Origin of the sequence: Paracoccus sp. (in: a-proteobacteria) (assembly GCF_030538655.1) — a bacterium.
GTDB lineage: Bacteria > Pseudomonadota > Alphaproteobacteria > Rhodobacterales > Rhodobacteraceae > Paracoccus.
Genome location: NZ_JAUNTO010000002.1, coordinates 126,750 through 150,296 on the forward strand (window position 1 = coordinate 126,750; position 23,547 = coordinate 150,296).

Annotated in this window: 24 protein-coding genes; 17 read left to right on the plus strand and 7 right to left on the minus strand. The window is 63.8% G+C overall.

The features are described from left to right. Positions 1-72: 72 nt before the first annotated feature. On the minus strand, positions 73-660 hold the full coding sequence (locus tag Q4G22_RS02375) for an FMN-dependent NADH-azoreductase (protein WP_303384291.1): 588 nt from the start codon (positions 658-660) through the stop codon (positions 73-75). A 93-nt stretch (positions 661-753) separates the two neighbouring features. Here Q4G22_RS02375 and Q4G22_RS02380 point away from each other — a divergent pair, with 93 nt between their 5' ends. From Q4G22_RS02380 to Q4G22_RS02390, 3 genes are all read left to right on the plus strand, one after another. Then, positions 754-1,584, plus strand: coding sequence for a LysR family transcriptional regulator (locus Q4G22_RS02380; protein ID WP_303384292.1), 831 nt, complete (start codon positions 754-756; stop codon positions 1,582-1,584). A 23-nt stretch (positions 1,585-1,607) separates the two neighbouring features. Then, complete coding sequence (locus Q4G22_RS02385) at positions 1,608-2,177, plus strand: peroxidase-related enzyme (protein WP_303384293.1); 570 nt, start codon at positions 1,608-1,610, stop codon at positions 2,175-2,177. 141 nt (positions 2,178-2,318) lie between these two features. Further along, positions 2,319-2,531 carry a hypothetical protein gene (locus Q4G22_RS02390; protein ID WP_303384294.1) on the plus strand — a complete coding sequence of 71 codons (213 nt, stop codon included), beginning with the start codon at positions 2,319-2,321 and terminating at the stop codon, positions 2,529-2,531. 69 nt (positions 2,532-2,600) lie between these two features. On the opposite strand, the gene Q4G22_RS02395 is transcribed toward Q4G22_RS02390, so the two are convergent. Next, the gene (locus Q4G22_RS02395; RefSeq protein ID WP_303384295.1) at positions 2,601-4,559 is read right to left on the minus strand and encodes a protein meaA; all 1,959 of its coding nucleotides are present in this window, start codon (positions 4,557-4,559) and stop codon (positions 2,601-2,603) included. Between the two features lie 183 nt (positions 4,560-4,742). On the opposite strand from Q4G22_RS02395, the gene Q4G22_RS02400 reads away from it, so the two are divergent. The 3 genes from Q4G22_RS02400 (at position 4,743) to Q4G22_RS02410 (ending at position 8,233) form a co-directional block, all read left to right on the plus strand. Further along, positions 4,743-5,792 (plus strand): acyltransferase family protein, encoded by a 1,050-nt coding sequence (locus Q4G22_RS02400; RefSeq protein ID WP_303384296.1) that lies wholly within the window; start codon positions 4,743-4,745, stop codon positions 5,790-5,792. A 127-nt stretch (positions 5,793-5,919) separates the two neighbouring features. Beyond that, positions 5,920-7,212: a crotonyl-CoA carboxylase/reductase gene (gene ccrA / locus Q4G22_RS02405; RefSeq protein WP_303384297.1), complete on the plus strand. Its 1,293-nt coding sequence runs from the start codon at positions 5,920-5,922 to the stop codon at positions 7,210-7,212. Between the two features lie 115 nt (positions 7,213-7,327). Continuing rightward, entirely contained in the window at positions 7,328-8,233 is a 906-nt protein-coding gene (locus tag Q4G22_RS02410; RefSeq protein WP_303384298.1) for an esterase-like activity of phytase family protein, read from the plus strand. 93 nt (positions 8,234-8,326) lie between these two features. On the opposite strand, the gene Q4G22_RS02415 is transcribed toward Q4G22_RS02410, so the two are convergent. Together Q4G22_RS02415 and Q4G22_RS02420 are read right to left on the minus strand one after the other, a co-directional pair. Next, positions 8,327-8,776, minus strand: coding sequence for a hypothetical protein (locus tag Q4G22_RS02415; RefSeq protein WP_303384299.1), 450 nt, complete (start codon positions 8,774-8,776; stop codon positions 8,327-8,329). Between the two features lie 192 nt (positions 8,777-8,968). Beyond that, positions 8,969-10,222, minus strand: a complete 1,254-nt coding sequence (locus Q4G22_RS02420; protein WP_303384300.1) for an acetylornithine deacetylase/succinyl-diaminopimelate desuccinylase family protein — start codon at positions 10,220-10,222, stop codon at positions 8,969-8,971. A 56-nt stretch (positions 10,223-10,278) separates the two neighbouring features. Here Q4G22_RS02420 and Q4G22_RS02425 point away from each other — a divergent pair, with 56 nt between their 5' ends. From Q4G22_RS02425 to Q4G22_RS02445, 5 genes are all read left to right on the plus strand, one after another. Further along, positions 10,279-10,566: a hypothetical protein gene (locus Q4G22_RS02425; protein ID WP_303384301.1), complete on the plus strand. Its 288-nt coding sequence runs from the start codon at positions 10,279-10,281 to the stop codon at positions 10,564-10,566. 191 nt (positions 10,567-10,757) lie between these two features. Continuing rightward, entirely contained in the window at positions 10,758-11,039 is a 282-nt protein-coding gene (locus Q4G22_RS02430; RefSeq protein ID WP_303360074.1) for a hypothetical protein, read from the plus strand. Positions 11,040-11,047: 8 nt separating this feature from the next. Beyond that, positions 11,048-11,668 carry a DUF1523 family protein gene (locus Q4G22_RS02435; protein WP_303384302.1) on the plus strand — a complete coding sequence of 207 codons (621 nt, stop codon included), beginning with the start codon at positions 11,048-11,050 and terminating at the stop codon, positions 11,666-11,668. Next, positions 11,613-12,623 carry a deoxyribose-phosphate aldolase gene (gene deoC, locus Q4G22_RS02440; protein WP_303384303.1) on the plus strand — a complete coding sequence of 337 codons (1,011 nt, stop codon included), beginning with the start codon at positions 11,613-11,615 and terminating at the stop codon, positions 12,621-12,623. Before Q4G22_RS02435 ends, deoC begins: the two co-directional genes overlap by 56 nt. An 8-nt stretch (positions 12,624-12,631) precedes the next feature. Beyond that, positions 12,632-14,965 (plus strand): aldehyde dehydrogenase family protein, encoded by a 2,334-nt coding sequence (locus Q4G22_RS02445; protein ID WP_303384304.1) that lies wholly within the window; start codon positions 12,632-12,634, stop codon positions 14,963-14,965. A 285-nt stretch (positions 14,966-15,250) separates the two neighbouring features. Here Q4G22_RS02445 and Q4G22_RS02450 read toward each other — a convergent pair whose 3' ends face one another. Further along, positions 15,251-15,892 (minus strand): ribonuclease T2, encoded by a 642-nt coding sequence (locus Q4G22_RS02450; RefSeq protein ID WP_303384305.1) that lies wholly within the window; start codon positions 15,890-15,892, stop codon positions 15,251-15,253. A gap of 144 nt (positions 15,893-16,036) precedes the next feature. Here Q4G22_RS02450 and Q4G22_RS02455 point away from each other — a divergent pair, with 144 nt between their 5' ends. From Q4G22_RS02455 to Q4G22_RS02465, 3 genes are read left to right on the plus strand one after another with little or no spacing between them, the layout of a single operon-like run. Next, positions 16,037-16,951, plus strand: a complete 915-nt coding sequence (locus Q4G22_RS02455) for an MBL fold metallo-hydrolase (RefSeq protein ID WP_303384306.1) — start codon at positions 16,037-16,039, stop codon at positions 16,949-16,951. Positions 16,952-16,965: 14 nt separating this feature from the next. Then, positions 16,966-17,709: a DUF1013 domain-containing protein gene (locus Q4G22_RS02460; RefSeq protein WP_303384307.1), complete on the plus strand. Its 744-nt coding sequence runs from the start codon at positions 16,966-16,968 to the stop codon at positions 17,707-17,709. Next, complete coding sequence (locus Q4G22_RS02465) at positions 17,709-18,926, plus strand: glutathionylspermidine synthase family protein (protein WP_303384308.1); 1,218 nt, start codon at positions 17,709-17,711, stop codon at positions 18,924-18,926. Before Q4G22_RS02460 ends, Q4G22_RS02465 begins: the two co-directional genes overlap by 1 nt. 9 nt (positions 18,927-18,935) lie before the next feature. Here Q4G22_RS02465 and Q4G22_RS02470 read toward each other — a convergent pair whose 3' ends face one another. Then, complete coding sequence (locus tag Q4G22_RS02470; protein WP_303384309.1) at positions 18,936-19,250, minus strand: cupin; 315 nt, start codon at positions 19,248-19,250, stop codon at positions 18,936-18,938. A gap of 97 nt (positions 19,251-19,347) precedes the next feature. Here Q4G22_RS02470 and Q4G22_RS02475 point away from each other — a divergent pair, with 97 nt between their 5' ends. From Q4G22_RS02475 to Q4G22_RS02485, 3 genes are all read left to right on the plus strand, one after another. Next, positions 19,348-19,773 (plus strand): Lrp/AsnC family transcriptional regulator, encoded by a 426-nt coding sequence (locus Q4G22_RS02475; RefSeq protein WP_303384310.1) that lies wholly within the window; start codon positions 19,348-19,350, stop codon positions 19,771-19,773. Between the two features lie 79 nt (positions 19,774-19,852). Then, the gene (locus tag Q4G22_RS02480) at positions 19,853-20,446 is read left to right on the plus strand and encodes a DUF1190 domain-containing protein (RefSeq protein WP_303384311.1); all 594 of its coding nucleotides are present in this window, start codon (positions 19,853-19,855) and stop codon (positions 20,444-20,446) included. Positions 20,447-20,507: 61 nt separating this feature from the next. Then, a complete protein-coding gene (locus Q4G22_RS02485) occupies positions 20,508-21,836 on the plus strand; it encodes a metallophosphoesterase (RefSeq protein ID WP_303384312.1) in 1,329 nt (442 codons plus the stop codon). A gap of 207 nt (positions 21,837-22,043) precedes the next feature. Here Q4G22_RS02485 and Q4G22_RS02490 read toward each other — a convergent pair whose 3' ends face one another. Beyond that, a complete protein-coding gene (locus tag Q4G22_RS02490; protein ID WP_303384313.1) occupies positions 22,044-23,516 on the minus strand; it encodes an NAD-dependent succinate-semialdehyde dehydrogenase in 1,473 nt (490 codons plus the stop codon). Positions 23,517-23,547 lie beyond the last annotated feature (31 nt).

The window sequence follows — 23,547 nt, forward strand, 5'->3', positions numbered from 1 at the left end:
CCGGGAATCTTGGTTCAGATAGGCAAAAACGGCCCGCGAGTCAACGCCGGGCCGTTTTCCATACCGCGCGGATCAGGCGGCAATCTGATCCAGCGCGGCCTGTGCGCGGGCCAGACCGGCCTCGCGGTCCATGGCCAGGCCGTCGGCGGGCACGAAGGTCACATCGCTGATGCCAAGGAAGCCCAGCATATGCCGCAGATAACCCGAGGCGTAGTCCAGGTCCGACCCGATGGGGGTGCCAGCGGCGGTATAGGCGATGATCGCGCGCTTGCCCTTCAGCAGACCTTCGGGGCCAGCCTCGGTATAGCGAAAGCTGATTCCGGCGCGGGCGATCTGGTCCAGCCAGTTTTTCAGCTGCGCGGTGATGGTGAAATTGTAAACCGGCACGCCGATGACCAGAACGTCCGCGTCCTGCACCTCTTTCAGAAACGCGTCCGAGGTGTCGATCAGCGCCTGCTGCGCGGCCGTGGGGTTCGCGGGGGCCAGACGCACGGCCTTGAACCAGTCGGTGTCGATGGCGGGCACGCCTTGGTTCAGATCGCGATAGGTGACGGTCGCGCCGGGGTTTTGCGCGGTCAGGCGGGCAACGGCGTCGGCGGTCAGCTTGCGCGAGACCGAGGCTTCGCCGGTGATCGCGCTGTCGAGGTGAAGGATGTGCATATGAGGCTCCTGTGTTCGTTGAGGATGAGATAGCCCTATGCGAGCGCGAACAAAACAGCGATAATCGCGCAGTTTCTGTTCGGATTTGCACAGATGGATAATTGGGACGACATCCGCGTGGCGCTGGCCGTTGCGCGTGAAGGCACGATCAGCGGCGCAGCCACGGTGCTGGGGGTTCACCATGCCACGGTGATCCGCCGCATCGACGCGCTTGAGGCGGCCTTGGGGGTGCGTCTGTTTCAGCGCGGCGCGCGCGGCTATACCCCCACCGAGGAAGGGCAGGTTCTGCTGGAATCCGGCAGCGGGATCGAAGAGCGCGTCGCCCAGATGCACACCCGTATCCGGGGCGGCGGAGCCATCGAAGGGGTGCTGACGGTCACGGCGCTGCCCGATATGCACTGGCTGATCCTGCCGCGCCTTGCGCCCATGCTGGCCGCCCATCCGGGCCTGCGGCTGGATTATCAGACCGACGCCCGGCTGTTCCGCCTTGGCGCGGGCGAGGCACATGTGGCGATTCGCGGTGCGACAGTGCGTCCGTCGGAACCCGACTATGTGGTGCAGCCGTTCTTGCGGTTGCGGATGGCGCTGTTCGCCGCCCCTGATCTGCCGCTGGCCGATGATCTGGCGCGCAACCGCTTTGTGCTGCCAGGTGATATAGCGCGCAGGGCACCCTATATGCCTTGGGTTCAGGCGAATGTGCGGTCTGATGCGCAGGTGTTGACGGCGAATGAGCCATCGGCACTGCGCGCGGCAATCGGGATGGGGCTGGGCGTCGGCTTTCTGTATGCCGATCTGGCCACCGGGTTGGTGGAAATCGCGCATAACCCGGAATGGGACAGCATTCTGTGGCTGGTCACGCATGTCGATCTGCACCGCAGCCCCAAGGTGCAGGCGGCGCTGGCGGCGCTGAAATCGGGGCGCTAGTCTGCCGGGAAAAGGAGGCCACCATGACCCAAGCCATCAGCCGTTTCCCCGTCCCCGATCTGGACAGCCTGCCCGATGATATGCGCGAGGCGATCCTGGCGGTCGCCGAGAAATCCGGCTTTATCCCCAATGTCTTTCTGGCGCTGGCCCACCGCCCCGCCGAATTCCGCGCCTTTTTCGCCTACCACGACGCGCTGATGGACAAGGACGAGGGGCTGACCAAGGCCGAACGCGAATTGATCGTGGTGGCGATTTCCGGCCTGAACCGCTGTCAATATTGCGTGGTCGCCCATGGCGCGATCCTGCGCATCCGGGCGAAAAATCCGCAGATCGCCGATCAGGTCGCGGTCAACTGGCGCAAGGCCGATCTGTCGGCGCGCGAATTCGCGATGCTGGATTACGCCGAAAAGGTCACGCTGGACGCGGGGAGGATCGGGCAGGCCGACCATGATGCGCTGGCCAAGGCGGGCTTCACCCCCGATGAGGTCTGGGACATCGGTGCGATTGCCGCCTTTTTCGGCATGTCGAACCGGCTGGTAAACGCGGGCGACATCCCGCCCAACCCGGAATTTTACATGCTTGGCCGGGGCTGAGCGCTGTCGCCCTCTGCCATCGCGCCAGCCGTGCTATCATCCAAGGCGTTGATTTCGCTGCACTGTGCATGATCGAGGGAATGCAGTCTGAAACAGGCACCAGCCAGCTCGGCGCCGCGCTGTTGACCAAGATCGCCACTTTTGTCGATAGGCGAAGCCAGCGGCATCGTGTTGCTGACACAGGGTTTGGTCGATGCGGTCCATGCGCCGGGTCTGCCGTTCCATGGCTATATACTGGGCTTGCTGACACAGGCCGAATTCGCCGCGCCGATGAACTTCGGTTACGATGGCTTTTTACCGATTACACTGACCGCAGCCGAGCCAGCCTTGATGTGTCGTCACAAGGCCGCCTGACGCATCTTCTGTCTGTAAGTATCCCACGGGGGTCCGGGGGTGTGAAACCCCCGGTCCTCCCTCTCGCCCTCAGGCCGCCTTTTCCCCCGGCTGAACCAGCGTCACAATATCCATCATGATCCGGTTCAGCTCAAAATCCTTGGGCGTATAGACCCGCGCCACGCCCATCGCCGTCAGCCGTGCCGCATCCTCATCGGGGATAATTCCGCCCACGACGACCGGCGTGCCGCCAAGACCCGCCGCGCGCATCCGGTCCATCAATTCCTCGATCAGCGGCAGATGGCTGCCCGACAGGATCGACAGGCCGACGACATGCGCGTCTTGTTCCTGTGCCGCCGCGACGATCTGTTCGGGGGTCAGGCGGATGCCCTCATAGGTGATGTCCATGCCGCAGTCGCGGGCGCGAAAGGCGATCTGTTCGGCGCCGTTGGAATGGCCATCAAGGCCCGGCTTGCCGACCAGAAACTTCAGCCGCCGGCCCAGACGGGCGCTGACGGCATCGACGGCCTCGCGGATCGGCTCCAGCCCCTCGGTGCGGTTCGAGGGGCTGGCCGACACGCCCGTAGGCCCGCGGTATTCGCCATGCACCGACCGCATGATCCCGGCCCATTCGCCCGTCGTTGCCCCCGCCTTCGCCGCCGCGATGGAATAGGGCATGATGTTCTTGCCCGCGCGTGCCGCATCACGCAGCGCGCCAAGCGCCAACTGCACCGCGCCTTCGTCCCGGCCCGCGCGCCATGCCTCCAGCCGCGCGACCTGATCGGCCTCGACTGCCGGATCAACCACCATGATCGTCCCGTCGCCCGAGGTCAGCGGCGAGGCCTCACCCTGCTGCCAGCGGTTGACGCCAACGACGATGGTTTCATTCGCCTCGATCCGGTTCAGCCGTTCCGCATTCGATTCGACCAGGCGCCCCTTCATATAGTCAATCGCCGCGATCGCACCGCCCATCGCGTCCAGCGTGGCCAGTTCATCCCGCGCGCCCTGTTTCAACTCCTCGACCTTGGCCGCAATCACCGGGTTGCCGTCGAACAGATCGCCATATTCCAGAAGGTCGGTTTCATAGGCCAAAATCTGCTGCATCCGCAGCGACCATTGCTGATCCCACGGGCGCGGCAGGCCAAGTGCCTCGTTCCACGCCGGCAGTTGCACCGCCCGCGCCCGCGCATTCTTGGACAGCGTAACCGCCAGAGTTTCCAGCAAGATGCGATAGACGTTGTTTTCCGGCTGCTGTTCGGTCAGGCCAAGGCTGTTCACCTGCACGCCGTAACGGAAGCGGCGGTATTTCTCATCCTCGATCCCATAGCGATCCCGGCAAATCTCGTCCCACAGTTCGGTAAAGGCGCGCATCTTGCACAGTTCGGTCACAAACCGGATGCCGGCGTTCACAAAGAACGAAATCCGCCCGACCATCGCCGGAAACTCCGCCTGAGGCACCTTGCGCTTCAGATCGTCCAAGACCGCGATGCCGGTCGCCAGCGCATAGGCCAGTTCCTGCTGCGGCGTCGCCCCGGCCTCTTGCAGGTGATAGGAACAGACGTTCATCGGGTTCCATTTCGGCAGATGCTCGCGCGTATAGGCGGCGACATCGGTAATCATCGCCAGCGACGGTTTCGGTGGGCAGATATAGGTGCCGCGCGACAGGTATTCCTTGATCAGATCGTTCTGCACCGTGCCTTGCAGGGCGGAAATATCGGCACCCTGTTCCTCGGCGACGGCGATATACAGCGACAACAGCCACGGCGCGGTGGCGTTGATCGTCATCGAGGTGTTCATCTGTTCCAGCGGGATCTGATCGAACAGCGCCCGCATATCGCCCAGATGACAGACCGGCACGCCGACCTTGCCCACCTCGCCCCGCGCCAGCGTGTGATCGCTGTCATATCCGGTCTGCGTCGGCAGATCGAAGGCCACCGACAGGCCGGTCTGCCCCTTGGCCAGATTGCTGCGATACAGCGCATTGGATTTCGCGGCGGTCGAGTGCCCGGCATAGGTGCGGAACAGCCAGGGTTTGTCTTTCTGGGTCATCGTCACGACTCGCAACAATATTACTGTTGATTGTCGAATACCGAAACAAAGCTGCGCCGTCAATTCGCTGCGGCGCGGCATTGCCGATGCGCCAAGCTGCGACTGTGCGAAAACGGAGAAACCGTATACAAGGCACCAGCACCCAGGGTGATTCGGGTGCATTTAATGATTCCGAGGTATGCCATGTTGCCGCAGTCAAGGCCTGATCCCGGTCGGGCCGTCTTTCCGATCGAGACCGCACGCGCGCTGGCCGTGCTGCTGCTTGTCAGCTATCATGTGATCGGTGCCTCGCCCGAGAATGGGCTGGAACTGGATTACCCCTCGGGATACCGGATTTTTGCCGGGCTTTTCGCCGATCTGCGGATGCCATTGTTCGCCTTTATCGCCGGCATGGTGTTTGCGATCCGCCCGCCGCAACGCGGACAAGTCGCGGGGTTCTTGACCGGCAAGCTGCGGCGGCTGGCGGTTCCCGGTGCCATCGCGATCCTTGCCTTTGCGATTCTGGCCGATCTTAGCCACACCAGTTTCAGCCTGAACGGGGCTTATTGGTGGCCCTTCGTGACCGGCTATGCGCATTTCTGGTTTCTTCAGGCGATCCTGCTGATTTTCTGGTTTTATGCCCCTGTCGATGCGTTTTTGGGCGGCAGGGGAACGGCGGTTCTGACAGTCTTGGCCTTTGCGCTGTGGTTGAGCGGGTTCCACCTGTCAGAGAATCCGCTTTCGGTGAATGGCGCGATTCTGCTGCTGCCCTATTTCCTGCTGGGCGCGGCGGTTTTTCGACACCGTGCGGCGATCATGCGGCACCGCAAGGTGCTGGCAGCGGTGGCTTGCGTAACCTTTGCCGCGGGCGTGGCGATGAACCTGTCGATTCTGGATCAGACCGGCAGGCTGTCAGAGAATGCGCGAGATCTGCAAAGCATGCTGGTCGGCACCGGCGGCTGTCTGGCGGCGATGCTGGCGCTGCCTCATATCAGGCTGCTGGAAAAGATCGGGCCTGCGTCGTTCACGATCTATCTGTATCATGTGTTCGCAACCTCGGGGATGCGGCGGTTTCTGGAGGGGATGGAGATCACGTCGCTGCCGGTCAATCTGTTGGCCGGGGTGGCGGCAGGTATCCTGCTGCCGGTGGCGCTGCATACGATCTGCCGCCAGAATCCTGTGACACGGCAGTTGGTGCTTGGCGAAAAGACGGCACCGCGCCAGCCGCTGATCCTTGCCGGGGGCAAGACGTAACGCTGCGGCGCGGCGGACACATTATTACAAATCTAGCCGCCCGCCTGTTGCAATGTTGCGCATCCACCATTATCGCTAGCCCAATCCCGCCCCGATTCTGCGGTGCGGCAAGTTGTTGGAGGAAATGATGGCTCTGGACGCCCCGACCCCGATCGCACCCTATGATGCGCCGCAAAAGGATCTGTATGAAATCGGCGAGATGCCGCCCTTGGGCCATGTGCCCAAACAGATGTATGCATGGGCGATCCGCCGCGAACGGCACGGCGAACCCGATCAGGCCATGCAGGTCGAGGTGGTCGAAACGCCCAGCATCGACAGCCACGAAGTGCTGGTTCTGGTGATGGCGGCGGGTGTCAACTATAACGGTATCTGGGCCGGTCTGGGCCAGCCGATCAGCCCGTTTGATGGCCACAAGGCCCCCTATCACATCGCCGGTTCTGATGCCTCGGGTATCGTCTGGGCCGTGGGTGACAAGGTGAAAAACTGGAAGGTCGGCGATGAGGTGGTGATCCACTGCAATCAGGACGACGGCGACGACGAGGAATGCAACGGCGGCGATCCGATGTATTCGCCCAGCCAGCGTATCTGGGGCTATGAAACCCCTGACGGATCATTCGCACAATTCACCCGCGTTCAGGCGCAGCAGTTGATGCGCCGCCCGCAGCACCTGACATGGGAAGAATCGGCCTGCTATACGCTGACGCTGGCCACCGCTTATCGGATGCTGTTCGGCCATGAACCGCATGAACTGAAACCCGGCATGAACGTGCTGGTCTGGGGCGCGTCGGGCGGCCTTGGGTCGTTCGCGATCCAGCTGATTAACGCGGCGGGCGGCAATGCCATCGGCGTCATCAGTGAGGAAGACAAGCGCGATTTCGTCATGGCCCTTGGCGCGAAAGGCGTCATCAATCGCAAGGATTTCAACTGCTGGGGCGCGCTGCCCAAGGTCAATTCCGAGGAATACAAGCAGTGGTTCAACGAGGTGCGCAAATTCGGCAAGGCCATCTGGGACATCACCGGCAAGGGCAACAATGTTGACATCGTGTTTGAACACCCCGGCGAGGCGACCTTCCCCGTATCGACCTTCGTCTGCAAAAAGGGCGGTATGGTGGTGATCTGCGCCGGGACCACCGGGTTCAACTGCACCTTTGACGTGCGCTATATGTGGATGCACCAGAAACGCCTGCAAGGCAGCCATTTCGCGCATCTGAAACAGGCATCCGCCGCAAACAAGCTGATGCTGGAACGCCGCATCGACCCCTGCATGTCCGAGGTGTTCCCTTGGGCCGAAATCCCGCAGGCGCATATGAAGATGTATCGCAACCAGCACAAACCGGGGAACATGGCCGTTCTGGTCCAGTCCCCCCGCACCGGCCTGCGCACCTTTGAAGACGCGTTGGAGGCCGGGCCAAAGGGCTGATCGCCCGCCGCATTGACAACAGGCCGCGTCCTTGGGCGCGGCCTGTGCATTTTTTATGGAAACATCTGATGCCTGCTGCGTTTACCCCCTATTCCAACGCAGAACAGGACATTCCATGACCCGCTTTATTGCTGCCGCCGTCGCCGCGATACTGGCCGCTCCGGTTTGGGCCGATACCCCCACCGCCACCGTGCTGGATACGCTGATCCTGCCCGAAACCCCGGTGGACGGTGAAGCCTTGGCCGAGCTGTCCGGGCTGGCCCATGACCCGCAATCCGGTGTGCTTTACGGCGTGTCCGACCGGGGCATCCTGTTCACCTTTGATCTGACGACCGAGGGCGACCGGCTGTCACTGACCCCGACAGGCGCGGCGCGGCTGATTGATGCGAATGGCGATACGCTGAAATCCAAGGCATTCGACCCGGAAGGTCTGGCCCTGATGCCCGCCGAGGGCAGTGAGGCGCGGCTGATGATCCTCAGCGAAACCGGCCCGCAAGCGGGGATCTTTGACGCGCAGGGGCAGATGGTTGCCGAATATCCGCTGCCCGAGACGCTGGCCCCCGCACTGGATGAAAGGCGCGGCAAGCACGGGCCGGAATCGCTGGCCTTGCTGACAACGGGCGAAGTGGTCACAGCGCCCGAGGTCGCGGCAGAAGCCCCCGATGGCAGTTTCCGCCACAACCTGCTGACCAGCGAGGGGCGCGACCTGTTCTATACCCAGCCGAATGAAACCCGTCTCAAGGCCATGGCCACTCTGCGCGATGGTCGCCTGCTGTTGCTGGAACGGCAGGGCAAGGGCAAAGACCTGCGCCCCAACCTGCGCCTGCTTGATCCCGCAGCCTGCACCGACGACGGCACCTGCCCGACCGCCGCCATCCCCATCGAGGTGCCTGCCATCACCGATGCCGATTACGAAGGGCTGACGCAGGTGGCCGACGACCTGTTCCTGATGGTCAGCGACGACCGGATCAAGAAAGAGGAACGCTCGGTCTTTGTGTTGATGCGCGTGGGCGGGCTGTAACGGGCGCACTGCGTGCTGTTTGCCCAAATACGCGGCTTGGAGCGGGGCCGAAAAGCCACGGCCCGGTCTCAATCCTGATACGGGCCGGCGACGCTAGTCGATTTCCGTCAGAATAGCGTTGATCGCATCTTCACAGGCTTGACCGCGCAGGCTGGTCGGGCCGCAGGCGCTGTCCTGAATCGTCAACTGCTTGGCCAGACCGATCAGTTCGCCACTCCACTCACTCCCCATGCCGATGATCGCCAGCAGCGCCACATAGATGTAGATGGCCAGCGCGGTTGCCACCCCCGATGCCACGATCCGCCAGAAACCCTTGCTGCCCTCAAGGTGCCGGAACAGCGGCAGGATGACCGACAATGCGGAGGCAAAGGCAAGCGGTGTCATCACCACCGCCAGCCCCAGCAAGATCCAGACAACCCACATCTGCGATGTCAGTTCGGGAAGTTCATAGGTCCATACGGCCTTGCACAACTCGGGGGCTAGCCGAAACAGCGGATACCACGCCACAATGATGATCGCCGAAGCGCCAAACCGCGTCGCCATCCGGTCGATGGTCTGGCTCCAGTCAGGGAGCGGTGGGGATGTTGCGGTGGGCGGCGCATCCTGCGGGGGCGTTGATCCGGGGCTGCCCTGCCTGCCCGATCACGCGCGTGCGGCGATGCGATCTGTGCCAGACCGATCAGGGTCGCCGCGCCGATCAGGGTCAGAAAACGTCTCATCCCGCCGTCTTTCCGATCACCCCAACAAATCCTCCAGCACCAGCGCCATTACCGTGGCGCTGTCCAGCATGTCCTGAATGCCGATCCACTCATCCGGCTGATGCGCCAGATCCAGAACGCCCGGACCGTAGGCGATGCAGTTTTGCAGCTTGCCGATCCGGTCGATATGTTTCTGATCATAGGTGCCGGGGCTGACGACATAGCCCGCCTGCCGCCCCAGCACCCGCTGAATCGCGGCGGCGGTGGATCGCGCCACCGGGGCGTCGCGGTCGGTCATGCTGGGCTGGACCTCGAACAGATCGCGGATTTCATAGCGAAAGCTGGGACGGGCGGCGCGCACCCGTTCCAGCAGCGCCGTCATCTCGGCCTTGACCTCGGCGATGTCTTCTTCGATCAGAAAGCGGCGGTCGATGATGATGCGGCAGCGGTCGGGCACACAGGGCGCGGGCAGGCCCGCGTGGCCTTCGCCCTCGCCGCCGTGGATGCTGTTGATGTTCAGCGTCGATGACCGCGCGCCTTCGGGGATGACTGGCATTTCGGTGCGTTTGCCCGCCAGCAGGGGAAACAGCGTCGCCTCCATTTCCGCGATCACCGCGCCCATGTGGCGGATGGCGCAGTCGCCCAGAAACGGCATCGAGCCATGGGCGATGCGGCCCTGCGTTTCGATTTCCGCCCACCAGACGCCGCGATGGCCCAGACAGATACGGTCTTTGTGCAGCGGTTCGGGGATGATGACGTGGTTTACGTGGGCAAACGCCCCCTGCTGTGCCAGATAGGCCACGCCGCCATATCCGCCCGATTCCTCGTCGGCGGTGGCGCTGATCTCGATACTGCCCGCGTGGTCGGGGTGGGTGGCGACAAAGGCTTCGGCGGCGATGATGCTGGCGGCCAGCCCACCCTTCATGTCGCAGGCGCCCCGGCCATAGATGCGGTCGCCATCCTGTTCGCCGCCAAAGGGATCGCGCGTCCAGCCGTGGCCGACCTCGACCACATCGTGATGGCTGTTGAAATGCACACAATCGCCGGGCCGCGTTCCGGTATGGCGGGCGACGATGTTCCAGCGGGGAAATTCCGCGCAATCGCCCGGCGTGCCCTGCGCGCGAATCAGGCGGCAATCCCACCCCTGCGGGGCCAGCCGCGATTCCAGAAAGGCGCAGATGTCATGATAGTGCCGTCCCGGCGGGTTCAGCGTCGGAATACGGATCAGGTCTTGTGTCAGCGCGATCAGATCGTTGCGGCGCGCGGCGATGGCATCGGATAAGTGGGTCATACGGCGCAGGCTAGGGGCGCTTGGCCGCGCGGGCAATGGCGATTTCGGGGGGCGTGATGGTGGGAGCAGTGGCAGCGATGGCGCTGTGGTTCATCGGTCTTGCTGTGGTCGCGATGGCGACGCATTTGTGGCTGCGACAGTTGCGCATCCGGCGCGGCTGGCTGGCCGATGGTTTGCGGCTGGCGTTGGGCAGTGCGGCGGTGCTGATGGCCGCGCTGTTGCTGATGATTGTCGCCATGCGCTTTGGCGAGACAGTTTTTTCGTTGCCGTCCGAAGTGCTGGTTGTGATGCTGCTGTGGCCCGTTGTGGCGGCGGTGGCGGGTTGGGCGGCGCGCGGCTGGTGATACCGTTGGCTGCCGCCCTGCTGGTCGGATTGCTGTCGGGTGCCGCAACGTCGGGGGTGTTCCTGCCGCATATGCTTGTGTGTATGGTGGCTGCGGGTGCGGGGGGGTCTGCTTGGCCGGTTGTTGCGGCTGGTCGTCAGGGCGTCCCGTCCTGACACCGCCACTGACGCCTGAACCGTGAAAGATCGCCCATGGCCGCGCTGCTTCGCCTGATTGCCGTCGTCATCGCCATCGAGGCGCTGTTTTATGTGCTGCTGTCGCTTTACATCCGGTCGCTGCGGCGTGAAAAGCTGGAAGAAGAATGGGATCGTCGCCACCCCGACCGCGCGGGCGACAGCAGGGAACGGAAAGATTTCGTGCGGCGTTCCATGGTCGGCTTTGAAAAGACGCTCAAGGCGCGGCTGGTCGGGCTGGTCTTTGTGGTGCCGACGCTGGCCATCATGGCGATCATCTATTACGTCAACAACAGGTAGGGGCGGATATGTATTGGGTCAGGGTCGTTCTGGGCGTCACCTTCGGGCTGATCGTCTTTGCTTTTCTGGATTACGCGCTGCCGTCGCAGAACACCGTGCGGATCACCAACACCTATAGCCGGCTGACTGCGATCACGCCCTCGAACCAGATGTTTTATGCAGGCGAGGATGCCGGCACGGTCGAGAACCAGCAGGGGCTGCGCGATGTGCGGTTCATCGACACGGTGCGCCCCAATGGCCGTGTGTTCGTGTATCGTAACGAAGACACCGGCTGGCTGTGGCCGCCCTATTTCAAATACGACAGCTCTAACCTGCATGGGCAGGCGACCGATCTGCGCTCGACCTCGGATCATCCGCGCTGGGTTTCGGTGACGGGCTATGGTTGGCGGATACCGTGGCTGTCCACCTATCCCAATGCCATTTCGATCCGCCCGGTGGCCGGACCCGAGGTGCGGGCGACCAACTGGCCCGCCATGATCGTGCTGGGTGTGATGATGGTGCTGCTGCTGACCTTGTGGCGGATGTGGGCGCAGTTCCGCGAACGCACCATTGATCCGGCGGTGCAGCGGGTGGATGCCCGCGCTGATCGGGCGCGCGGGCGGCTGTCGCGCTGGCTGGGGCGCGGTTAAGGTGACGGCCCCGGCACAGCGGAACCCTGGCACGGCGCTGAACCTTGATGCGCTGGCGCAGGTGCGCATCAACACCCCGGCGGTGGAACGCCGCGCGGCGACCTTGCCCGCGCGGCGCAGCCTGAAAAAAGACCATCAGGCGGCGTGGCTGCTGAACGCGGTGCGCTGTATCGACCTGACCACGCTGTCCGGTGACGACACGCCCGACCGCGTAACCCGTTTGTGCGCCAAGGCACGCCAGCCGATTGCCGCAGATCTGCTGGCGGCGATGGGGGTGGATGACCTGACCACCGGCGCGGTCTGCGTTTATCCGACGATGGTGGCCCCGGCCAAGGCTGCACTGGCGGGCAGTGCCATTCCCGTGGCCAGCGTCGCCACCGGCTTTCCGGCCGGGCTGATGCCCTTGGACCTGCGGCTGGCCGAAATACGCTATGCCGTCGATCAGGGCGCGGATGAGATCGACATCGTGATCACCCGCGCCCATGTGCTGCGCGGCGAATGGGCTGCGTTGTATGACGAATTGCGCGCCATGCGCGAGGCGTGCGGCGCGGCGCGGACGAAGGCGATTCTGGCGACCGGCGATTTGAAATCGCTGGAAAACGTCGCCCGTGCCAGCCACATCGCAATGCAGGCCGGGGCCGACTGGATCAAGACCTCGACCGGCAAGGAAGGCGTGAACGCCACCCTGCCGGTGTCGTTGGTCATGGCCCGCGCAATTCGCGATTACCATGCCCAGACCGGCCATCGCGTCGGTTTTAAACCCGCAGGCGGGCTGCGCACGGCCAAGGACGCGCTGAACTGGCAAGTCCTGATGTTCGAGGAACTGGGTCGCGACTGGCTGTCGCCGGGGCTGTTCCGCATCGGGGCCTCGTCTCTGCTGGGCGACATCGAACGGCAGATCAGCCATCACGTGACCGGGCGCTATGCCAGCGCCCACCGCTTTGCCATCGCCTGAGGGGGAACATGTCCAGCGTGAGCGAGATCATGGAACATCTGGATTACGGCCCCTCGTCCGAGGATGCGGGCGCGGTGCGTGACTGGCTGTCGGGCCGTGCCTTTGGCCATTTCATCGGCGGGGCGTGGACCGCGCCGGGTGCGCTGTTTGACACCCGTGACCCGTTCACGGGTCAGGTTCTGGCGCAGATTACGCAGGGCACGGCGGATGACGTTGCGGCGGCGGTCAAGGCCGCGCGCAAGGCGGCCAAGGGCTGGGCGGCGCTGCCCGGCCATGCCCGCGCCCGGCATCTGTATGCGCTGGCCCGGCATATCCAGAAACGCGAACGGTTCCTCTCGGTGCTTGAGGTGCTGGACAACGGCAAACCCATTCGCGAGGCGCGCGACATCGACATCCCCCTTGCCGCACGGCATTTCTATCACCATGCGGGTTGGGCCGAGTTGCGTGACACCGCCTTTCCGGGGCACGCTCCCTTGGGCGTGGTCGGTGCGATCATCCCGTGGAACTTTCCGCTGCTGATGCTGGCGTGGAAGATTGCCCCCGCGCTGGCCGCCGGGAATGCCGTCGTGCTGAAACCGGCCGAATACACGCCGCTGACCGCGCTGGCCTTTGCCGAAATCTGCGCCGAGGCTGGCCTGCCGCCCGGCGTGGTGAACATCGTCACCGGCGATGGTGCGACCGGCGCGGCGCTGGTGGGGGCGGATGTGGACAAGATCGCCTTCACCGGATCGACTGAGGTGGGGCGCCAGATTGCTGAAACACTGGCCGGAACCGGGCGGGCGCTGACGCTGGAGCTGGGCGGGAAATCGCCCTTTGTTGTGATGCCCGACGCCGATCTGGATGCGGCGGTGGAAGGCGTGGTCGATTCCATCTGGTTCAATCAGGGTCAGGTCTGTTGTGCCGGGTCGCGGCTGCTGGTCGCCGAATCCATCGCCGAGCGGTTTGAAACGCTGCTGCGCGCCCGCATGGGCCGCTTGCGTGTTGGTCCGCCCCTGGACAAATCCACCGACATCGGCGCGATCGTGGACCCGGTGCAAAAGGACCGTATCCTGATGCTATGTCGTGCCGGTGTGGATGCCGGAGCCGAGATGATCGGCGGCGCGCCCGGCGAGGGGTGCTTTATCGCCCCTGGATATTTGCGCGGCGTGACGCCCGCCAATCCTGCGTTCGGCACGGAAATCTTTGGCCCCATCGCCACCCTGACCACCTTCCGCACCGCAGACGAGGCCGTGGAGCTGGCCAATAACACCCGCTATGGGCTGGCGGCCTCTGTCTGGTCGGAAAGCGCGGCGGTGGCGACCGATCTGGCCGCGCGGATCAGGGCGGGTGTGGTCTGGATCAACGCCGCCAACCTGTTCGACGCGGCGGCACCCTTTGGCGGAATGCGGGAAAGCGGCTTTGGGCGCGAGGGCGGCTTTGCCGGGATGCAGGATTACCTGACCGTGTCTCTGAGAAAAACGGAAAAGATTTCCACGCCCGCAGCCCCGGTTGTGGTGCCGGGGGCAGGGCAGGGCGCCGCTTCCATCGACCGCACGGCCAAACTGTATATTGGCGGTGCCCAGAAACGCCCGGACAGCGGGCAGATGTATGCCGTGCCCGGCGGGCTGGCCCCGCTGGCTGGGCGCAAAGACGTGCGAAATGCCGTTGAAGCAGCAGCCAAAACCGCGCCGAAATGGGCCGCTATGGGTGGCCACGCCCGCGCGCAGGTGCTGTATTTTCTGGCCGAAAACATGGCGCAGCGCCGCGACGCGCTGGCCGCCCGCACCTCGGGGGCCGAGGCTGACGTCGCCATCGCCCGCGTCTTTCACTATGCCGCATGGGCCGATAAATACGATGGCCGCAATGTCCAGACCAGGCCCGGCCATCTGGTCAACGTGATCCCCGAACCCTTTGGCGTGATGGGGGTGATCTGTCCCAACACAGCGCCTTTGGCCGGGCTCGTGTCGCTGGTCTTGCCCGCCATCGCTATGGGTAACGCCGTGGTCGCCGTGGCGGCGCAAGACGATCCGATGGCGCTGTTCGATCTGGCGCAGATCATGGACACATCCGATCTGCCTGGTGGCGCGGTGAACATCCTGACCGGCCCGCGTGAAGATCTGGCGGTGGCTCTGGCTGCCCATGACGAAGTGGCGGCGCTGTGGTATCATGGCGCGGCCGATGGTCTGCGATCCGCCGAGCGCGCCGCTTGCGGCAATCTAAAACCTGTCTGGCCCGTTCCTGCGCTGCGCTGGAGCGACCCCGACACGCAGGGCGAGCCGTTCCTGCGTCGCGCGGTGCAGATCAAAACCGTCTGGCTGCCCTATGGCACCCTGCCTGCGGGTGCTGGCGGCGCGGCTTATTGATAATTGCAACCGGCGGTGCCTGCTGCCTTGCCGGAGCCTCCGGCGGGGATATTTACAGGACAGAAGATGCAGGGCGCGGTGTGGAATGCGCGCGCACCCGAACCGGGCTTTGGGCCAGGGCGCGGGTGCGGCATCTCCTGTCACGGTCATCGGCGTCCCCGCCTGTACCGTGATGCCATCCTTGCATGATACGCTTTAAGATCGGGTTAAGCGCCGCATCTTCTGTCCTTAAATATCCCACGGGATGAGGAGGGGCAGGAAAAGGGGGTGCCCCCCGGCCCTGACCTATCGCGGGGGTGCCATCGTCACTGCGGGCAACGGGCAGTCGCGTCTTGTATCCGGGGCGCAATCACGCGGCTGAAAATTGCGGGTCAGGCAGATGCGGACTTCTTGCAGCGCGGCGTCGCGGCAGGTGACGGTGATGCCGTCGCGGCCTAAGGCGGGGTTGGCCTCGATGAAGGCGTCTTCGACAATGGCAGGGGGCAGGCGGATGTCGCGATTCAGGCGCGTGAAGACCTCGGGGATCGCCACCACGTCCAGCGCCTGCCGGGTTGCGGCGTAATATCCCCGCGCCGACAGGCCCGAGCAACGGCCATGCTTTTGCCATTGATACCATGCCAGCCCGCCCGATCCCATGATGTCGGCCATCGCCTGACTTTCGCGGCGCGAGGGATCGCGTTCGGCGGTGGCGCAGCGTTCCGGCCAGCCGCGTTCGTATTGCGGCCACAACCCATGCACGACAAAGCCGATGCGTTGCCCCACCGCGCATTGATCGGCGCCGCGATTATCGCCGGTGCTGGCGCACCAGCTGGGCGACCATGACAGTGCCAGCACATAGTAATCAAACTGTCCTGCCACATCGCGCGCAGCCGCAGGCCCCGCCAGCACCCCGGCAAAGGCTAGTGCCACCATCCAATTTCCTGCCATGCCGCCCCCTGTGGGAAAGATTTTTCTCTTTTCCCTCGCCTGTCCTTGCGATACAAGACCTGCAAATTTTCCTGAAAACGCGAAGCCGGGCCAATGCCCACGCCGTTTTCCCGGCGCGAAATGTCATGGATAAAGGACAGGAGGATGGGCAAGATGATGCTGAACCGTCGTGGTCTGATCGCTATGGCTGGTGCGCTGCCAGTGCTGGCCGCTGTTCCTGCGGGTGCGCAGGTGGACACCGTTGCGCCGGGCCGGGCGTATGGGTTTCGATTGGGCGCGTTTCAGGTTTACACCCTGCTGGGCGGTTCGGGGATGCGGGACAATCCCATTGCCACCTTTGGCCTGAACGCCAACCCGGCCGAGTTTGAACAGATCAGTTACGACAATTTCATCCCCTCGGACCGGACCGGCAGTTCCTTTACCATGACACTGGTCAAAACGCCGGATGCGTTGGTGCTGTTCGATGCCGGGATCGAGTCGGCAATGACCGTGGCTGCGTTGGCTGCCGCTGGGGTTGCGCCGGGCGATGTCACCCATGTCGTGCTGACCCATATGCACGGCGATCATGTGGGCGGGTTGATGGATGGCGATGCGCCGACCTTTCCGAATGCCGAACTGATCGTGCCGCGTCTGGAAAACGACCATTGGGCCGCAAACCCCAATGACGCCTATACCGCCAAGGTTGCCCCGCTGATTGATGCGGCACGGCAGATCGGCGATGGCGAAGAAATTCTGCCCGGCATCACGGCCGAGGGCGCCTATGGCCACACGCCCGGCCATACCACCTATCTGCTGGACAGCGCCGGTCAGCGCCTGCTGATCACCGGCGACAGTTTTAACCATTACGTCTATTCCGTGCAGCGCCCCGACTGGCATGTGCGGTTCGATCTCGACAAAGACGCGGGCGCCGCCACGCGGCAGCGGGTTCTGGCCCGTCTGGCCGACGAACGCCTGCCTTTTGTCGGTTATCATATGCCGTTCCCGGCTTTGGGCTTTATTGCCCGCACCGGGGACATTACCTTCCGCTTTGTTCCCGCCAGCTATCAGTTCGATGGCTGATTAAGGAGATAATCATGAACAAGCCGCTTATGGCCAAAGCCACTGCTGTCTGGCTGGTCGATAACACCACGCTCAGCTTCAAACAGATCGGGGATTTCTGCGGTCTGCACGAACTTGAGGTGCAGGGCATCGCCGATGGCGATGTGGCCACCGGGGTCAAGGGCTATGACCCGATCGCCTCGAACCAGCTGGACCCCGAAGAAATCAAACGCGGCGAGGCCAACCCCGCCTACAAGCTGAAGTTGAAACACAACCCTGCGGCCGAGGGCGAGGAAAAGCGGCGCGGGCCGCGCTACACGCCGCTGTCAAAACGGCAGGATCGTCCGGCGGCGATTCTGTGGCTGGTCAAGTTTCACCCCGAACTGGCTGATGCGCAGATCGCCAAGCTGGTCGGCACCACCAAACCGACCATTCAGGCGATCCGTGATCGCACGCATTGGAACATCGCCAATATCCAGCCTATCGACCCGGTGGCACTGGGCCTGTGCCGTCAGACCGAACTGGATGCGGCTGTCCAAAAGGCCGCGCAGAAAAAGGCTGCCGAAGGCGGCGTGATGACCGATGACGAACGGCGCAAGCTGGTCAGCACTGAAACCTCGCTGGCCATGGGGGGCGAGGCGCGCTTGCCGACTGCCATCGCCGGACTGGAAAACTTCCGCCTGTCGGACGAATCCGAAGAACAGCAGCCGGAACGTGAACTGGATGCCGACAGCTTCTTCAACCTGCCCGCTGACGATGACGAGGACGACGAAGACTGATGCGCAAGCTGGCCCTGCCTGAACGCCCCGACTGGCGCGCCGAGGCCGAAAGGCTGGGCTTTACCTTCGCCGATATGCACGGTGAACCCTATTGGGATGAAACCTCGGCCTATGAATTTTCGCTGGCCGAGGTGGAAACCCGCATCGAAGACCCCGCGACCGAACTGCACGCGCTCTGCCGCGAGGCGGTGGCCCGGATCATCAACAGCGAAGACTTGATGTCGCGCATGGGCATCCCGCGCGCGCATTGGGATCTGGTCGCCGACAGCTGGGACGCCGCCCAGCCCGAGGTTTATGGCCGCATGGACCTTGCCTATGACGGCAATGGCCCGGCCAAGCTGCTGGAATACAACGCCGACACGCCGACCTCGCTGTATGAATCGGCGTCGTTTCAGTGGCTGTGGCTGGAACAGCAGATCGCCGCCGGGGTGCTGCATTCCGGGGACGATCAGTTCAACGGCATTCACGAAGCTTTGGTCGAACGCTGGGGCGCGATCCTGCCCGCTGATACCGACGTGCATTTCGCCGCGATGAAAGACACGCCCGAGGATTACGCCACCGTCGAGGCAATGGCATGGGCCGCGCGCGAGGCCGGGCTTGGCGCGCATTACACCGATCTGGAAAGCATCGGCCTGTCGGATCGCGGCCAGTTCACCGACGGCGAAGATCGCGTCATCGGCACGCTGTTCAAGCTGTATCCGTGGGAAGACCTGCTGCGCGACCCCTTTGCCGACCATATCGCCGGCGCGCAGGTGCAGATGATCGAACCCGCGTGGAAGGCGCTGGTGTCGAACAAAGCCATCCTGCCCGTATTGTGGCAGATCGCGCCGGGCCACCCGAACCTGCTGCCCGCGTTTTTCCTGGGCGATGTGGCCGACGCCCTGACCGGACGCGGCGCCGCTCGCGCCGAAGGTTTCGCAGACGTCGCAGGCCGCCTGAAGCGCGGCCATGTCGTCAAACCCATCTTCTCGCGCGAAGGTGCCTCGGTCCAGATCATCGAAAACGGCAAACCCACGGAAACCGCCCCCAACCGCGATTACGACGACCAGCCGATGATCGTGCAGGAATACTGCCCGCTGCCGGTTTTCGACGGCTTCCGCCCGATCATCGGCGCATGGATCGTGGGCGAGACCTGCACCGGCATGGGCATCCGCGAGGACGCCAGCCGCATCACGCAGGACCTGTCCCGGTTCAAGCCGCATTTTATTCGGGGTTAGGCGATGGGGCTAAACGCTCCCCTCGCGCTCGATGACCAGAACCCTTGCTATGCCACAAGGATGGGCGACATGCTCGCCCCCTTCCTCTGCATGGAAAATATCGCCGGAGAGCAGGCGGTGAATGGTAACAGTGCCGTTTTCCCTTGCATGCATATCAACCGTGCCATCCAGAACGACGAAAACTTCGGGACCATCGTTGATATGCCACTTATATGGCTGATCGGTCCAATGAAGCCGCACCGTCGTGGCGCCGGTGATGCGTTCGATGTCCATCGCGCCCCAAGCGCGGCTAGCGGTGAAATTTCGAGGTGAAATCATACGCATGGCTGTCTCCTTCGTGCTATTGCCGACAAGACATCATTCTCCGCGCTACGTCACCTTGCACAGCGTCGGGATTGGGTTGCGTTATGCTTGAATCGCTATGCAGATAGATAGAACCAACCGGCGCATCCTTGCCCTACTGCGCAAGGACGCGCGGATCAGCGCCGCAGCCATCGGGCGCGAAATCGGCCTGTCACGCCCCGCGGTTCAGGCTCGTGTCGCGGCGCTGGAGCAGGCCGGCGTTATCACCGGCTATCATGCCGCGATCACCGATCAGCCTGCACAGGTCCATGCGCTGCTATTTGTTCAGATCGCTGTGCGCCCTTGCGATAGGGCATTGAACTGGCTGATGACGCTGCAAGGTGTGGAGTCGGTCGTGTCGCTGGCAGGCGACATTGATGCTGTCATGTCGGTCCGGTTGCCGGGGACGGCTGAACTGTCAGCCCTGAACGATCTTCTTGCGGCATCCGGCCTGATCGCCGGGCACAAAAGTCAGGTGGTCTTGCGTCGCTATGGCGCGCCATGACAGTCAGATAGGCACGGGGCGGGGTGACATTCCCTGCCAAAACCCCCTATATATCCCCGACCAACCGCCGGAGGCCCCCATGCGCAAACGTTCCCGCACCGTCGCCCTTGCCATCATGGGCAGCACCGCTTTCGCCCTTGCCGGGTGCCGCGATGAACAGACCGCCGCCGAGGCCTTCCCGTCCGAGGCCGCCTGCATCGCATCCGCCCAGCAGGGCAACCTGTTCTATACCGAGGCCGACTGCCGCACCGCCTTTGCCAGCGCGGCGCAGGATCATCTGGAAACCGCCCCCCGCTATGAAAGCCTTGAGCTGTGCGAACAGGAACACGGTCAGGGCAACTGCGGCGGCGATCCGGCGCAGACCGCGCAGGGCGGCGGGGCCGGGTCGATTTTCATGCCGCTGATGATGGGCTATCTGATCGGGTCGATGATGGGCGGGCGCGGCGTCGCCAGCCAACCTTTGGCGCGAACGGCGGACGGGCGCTTTTCCACGCCGGGTGGCACCAGCGTCGCCAACAATCGCGGCGCAGGCCAGATGCAGCCGGGCGCGTTCAACAAGGCCCCCACCACGATGGGCCAGCCGCCGATGACCCGCGCGCAGGTCGCCCAACGCGGCGGCTTTGGCCAGACGGCAACCACGCGCAGCACCGGCAGCCGCAGCGTCGGGGGGTGATGTAACGCTTGTGTCATCAGACGCGCGCATGATCGCCGTGCCGATGACACAAGGACAGCCCATGCACCGCCGCACCCTGATCGCCCTTTTGGCCGCCAGCGCCGCCCTGCCCATTGCCGCCCGCGCCGCGCCCGGCTTTGCGATCACCGTGATTGCGATGGCTGATCTGCATTCGGCCTATGACCGCACCGGCCCGCTTTTGGCAGAAATCGCGGCGCAGGCGGCGGGGCCGCACCCGCTGATCGTGCTGAACGGCGATCTGTTCGAGACGGGCAACAGCGTCACCACCGCGTCAAAGGGCGAAATCGACTGGGCCTTTCTGGCCGAGCTGCCGAAACTGGCCCCCACCGTCATCAATATCGGCAATCACGAACCCGACCTTGACCCCGATCTGGCGCAGTTCGTGACGCGTGCGACCGATCTGGGCATTACCGTTATCTCGAACATCATCGACGCCCGCAGCGGCCAGCCCTATGCCCCGGCCAGTATCACGCTGACCATCGCAGACCAGCCCGTCACGCTGACCGGCATCGCCACCGACGCGCTGTTTACCTATCCCGAGTCGACCCGCGCGCTGATCGAGGTGCCGCCGCCCGTCGAATGGGTGCGCGACCATCTGCCGGGCCTGATGGGTGATGGCCTGAACATCGTGCTCAGCCACGCGGGCGTTCTGGCCGATCGCGACATCCTGCCGCTGCTGCCTGATGGCACCGTGCTGATTGGCGGCCATGACCACCTGACCCTGCTGGCCGAACAGGGTGCGACGCGATACCTGCACACCGGCAGCTGGTCCGCCCAGATCGCCGTGGCAACCCTGATCCCAGGCCAGCCCGCCCGGATCACCCGCATCGACATCGACCCCGGTGCTACCCCACATCCTGCGTTGGCCGCGCTGATCCCGACAACGCTGAACGCGCATCTGACCCCGGACGACCGCCAGATCGTTGCCACCAGCCCCAAGGCGATGCCGGTGCGCGATCTGGCCCTGTTCACTGCCGCCGCCATGGCCCGCGACGCCGGGGGCGATGTCGGTTTTATCGGTCACACGACATTCGGCGCGGGCCTGCCCGCCGGGCCGGTCAGCCGTCATGATTTTCATTCCGCGATCCGGTTTGACGGCAAGCTGATGCAGGCAAAGGTGACGGCGGATGTGCTGGCCGATATTCTGACCCGCATCAATCAGTTCGGTGATTATCCGCTGCACCGCCGCACGGGCGATTTTCTTTACGCCGCCCCAGATACCCCGGCCAAAGACAGCTATCTGCTGATCACCAATGGCTGGTCCGTGATGAACGCCGCCAGCTATTTCGGTCGCGACGATCTGACCTTTACTGAGGTGCCGGGGGGTGAGGTTCGCGCCGCTGTCCTGTCCGCCCTTGGCGCACCATAACGCGCGCAACGCCCGCAGCCTGTGTACAGGTTGTGCATCAGTTGTGCGCGCGCTGTGCATCGACTGTGCCACGAAAAACCTAGGAATTACGGGTGTTTTCGGGCGCCCGGTCCGCACGCGCCACAACGACACCGCACGCCCCGTTGCGCGCTGGACATAAAAGAGGCGTGTCCCGAAAGACACGCCCAGCTTTGCGCGAATCGCCGCTCAGATCGACAGACAGACGTATTTCAGTTCCAGATAATCGTCGATGCCGTGATGCGAACCTTCACGGCCCAGACCGGATTGCTTGATGCCGCCAAAGGGGGCCACCTCGGTCGAGATGATGCCGGTGTTCACGCCGACGATGCCATATTCCAGCGCCTCTTGCACGCGGGTGATGCGGCCCACGTCGCGGGCATAGAAATACGACGCCAGGCCAAAGATGGTCGCATTGGCCTTTTCGACCACCTCATCTTCGGTCTCGAACCGGAACAGCGGGGCCAGCGGGCCAAAGGTTTCCTCGGTCGCGACCTTCATGTCGTCGGTGACGCCGGTGACGACCGTGGGATCAAAGAACAGCCCCTCGCGCCGCGATCCGCCGGTCAGCACCGCGCCGCCGCCGTCCAGAACGTCCTGAATATGTTCCTCGACCTTTTCGACGGCATCCTTGTTGATCAGTGGCCCGGTGGTGGTGCCCTCGGCCAGCCCGTCGCCGACTTGCAGCCTGTCGACTGCTTTGGCCAGTCGCTGCGCGAAATCGTCGTATACCCCGGCCTGCACATAGATCCGGTTGGCGCAGACACAGGTCTGGCCGTTGTTACGGAATTTCGACGCCATCGCGCCGTCGACGGCGGCATCCAGATCGGCGTCGTCAAAGACGATGAACGGCGCGTTGCCGCCCAGTTCCATGCTGCATTTCAGCACCTGATCGGCGGCCTGGCGCAGCAGGATGCGCCCCACCTCGGTCGAGCCGGTAAAGGTCAGCTTTCGTACCAGCGGGTTTTCGCAGAACTCTTTGCCAATGTCGCTGCTGCGCGACGAGGTGACGACCGAGAGGATACCCGCAGGCAGACCGGCACGTTCCCCCAGCACTGCCAACGCCAGCGCCGACAGCGGCGTTTCCGCCGCGGGCCGGGCGACAAAACCACAGCCAACCGCCAGCGCCGGGCCGCATTTGCGGGTAATCATCGCGTTGGGAAAGTTCCACGGCGTGATCGAGCCAACCACACCAATGGGCTGGCGCAGCACGGTCAGCCGCTTGTCAGGCTGATGACCGGGGATGGTTTCGCCGTAAACCCGCTTGGCCTCTTCGCCGAACCATTCGATGAATGACGCGCCATAGGCGATCTCACCCTTGGCCTCGGCCAGCGGCTTGCCCTGTTCGGCGGTCAGGATGGTGGCCAGATCGTCCTGATTGGCCATCATCAGGTCGAACCATTTGCGCATCACCTGCGCACGTTCCTTGGCGGTTTTCGCCTGCCAGCCCTTCATCGCCTGATGCGCGGCCTTGATGGCGCGGGCGGCATCGTCGCGCGACATATCGGCCACCTCGGCGATCACATCGCCGCGCGCCGGGTTCCTGACGGGAAAGGTCGCGCCATCCGCCGCCGACACCCATTTGCCCGCGATAAAGGCGCGGGTTTCCAGCAGCGAGGGGTCTTTCAGAAGCGATTTCAGGTCGGTGGTGTTTTGGGTCATAACGGTTCCTTCCCGGATGTCGGGGCCACAT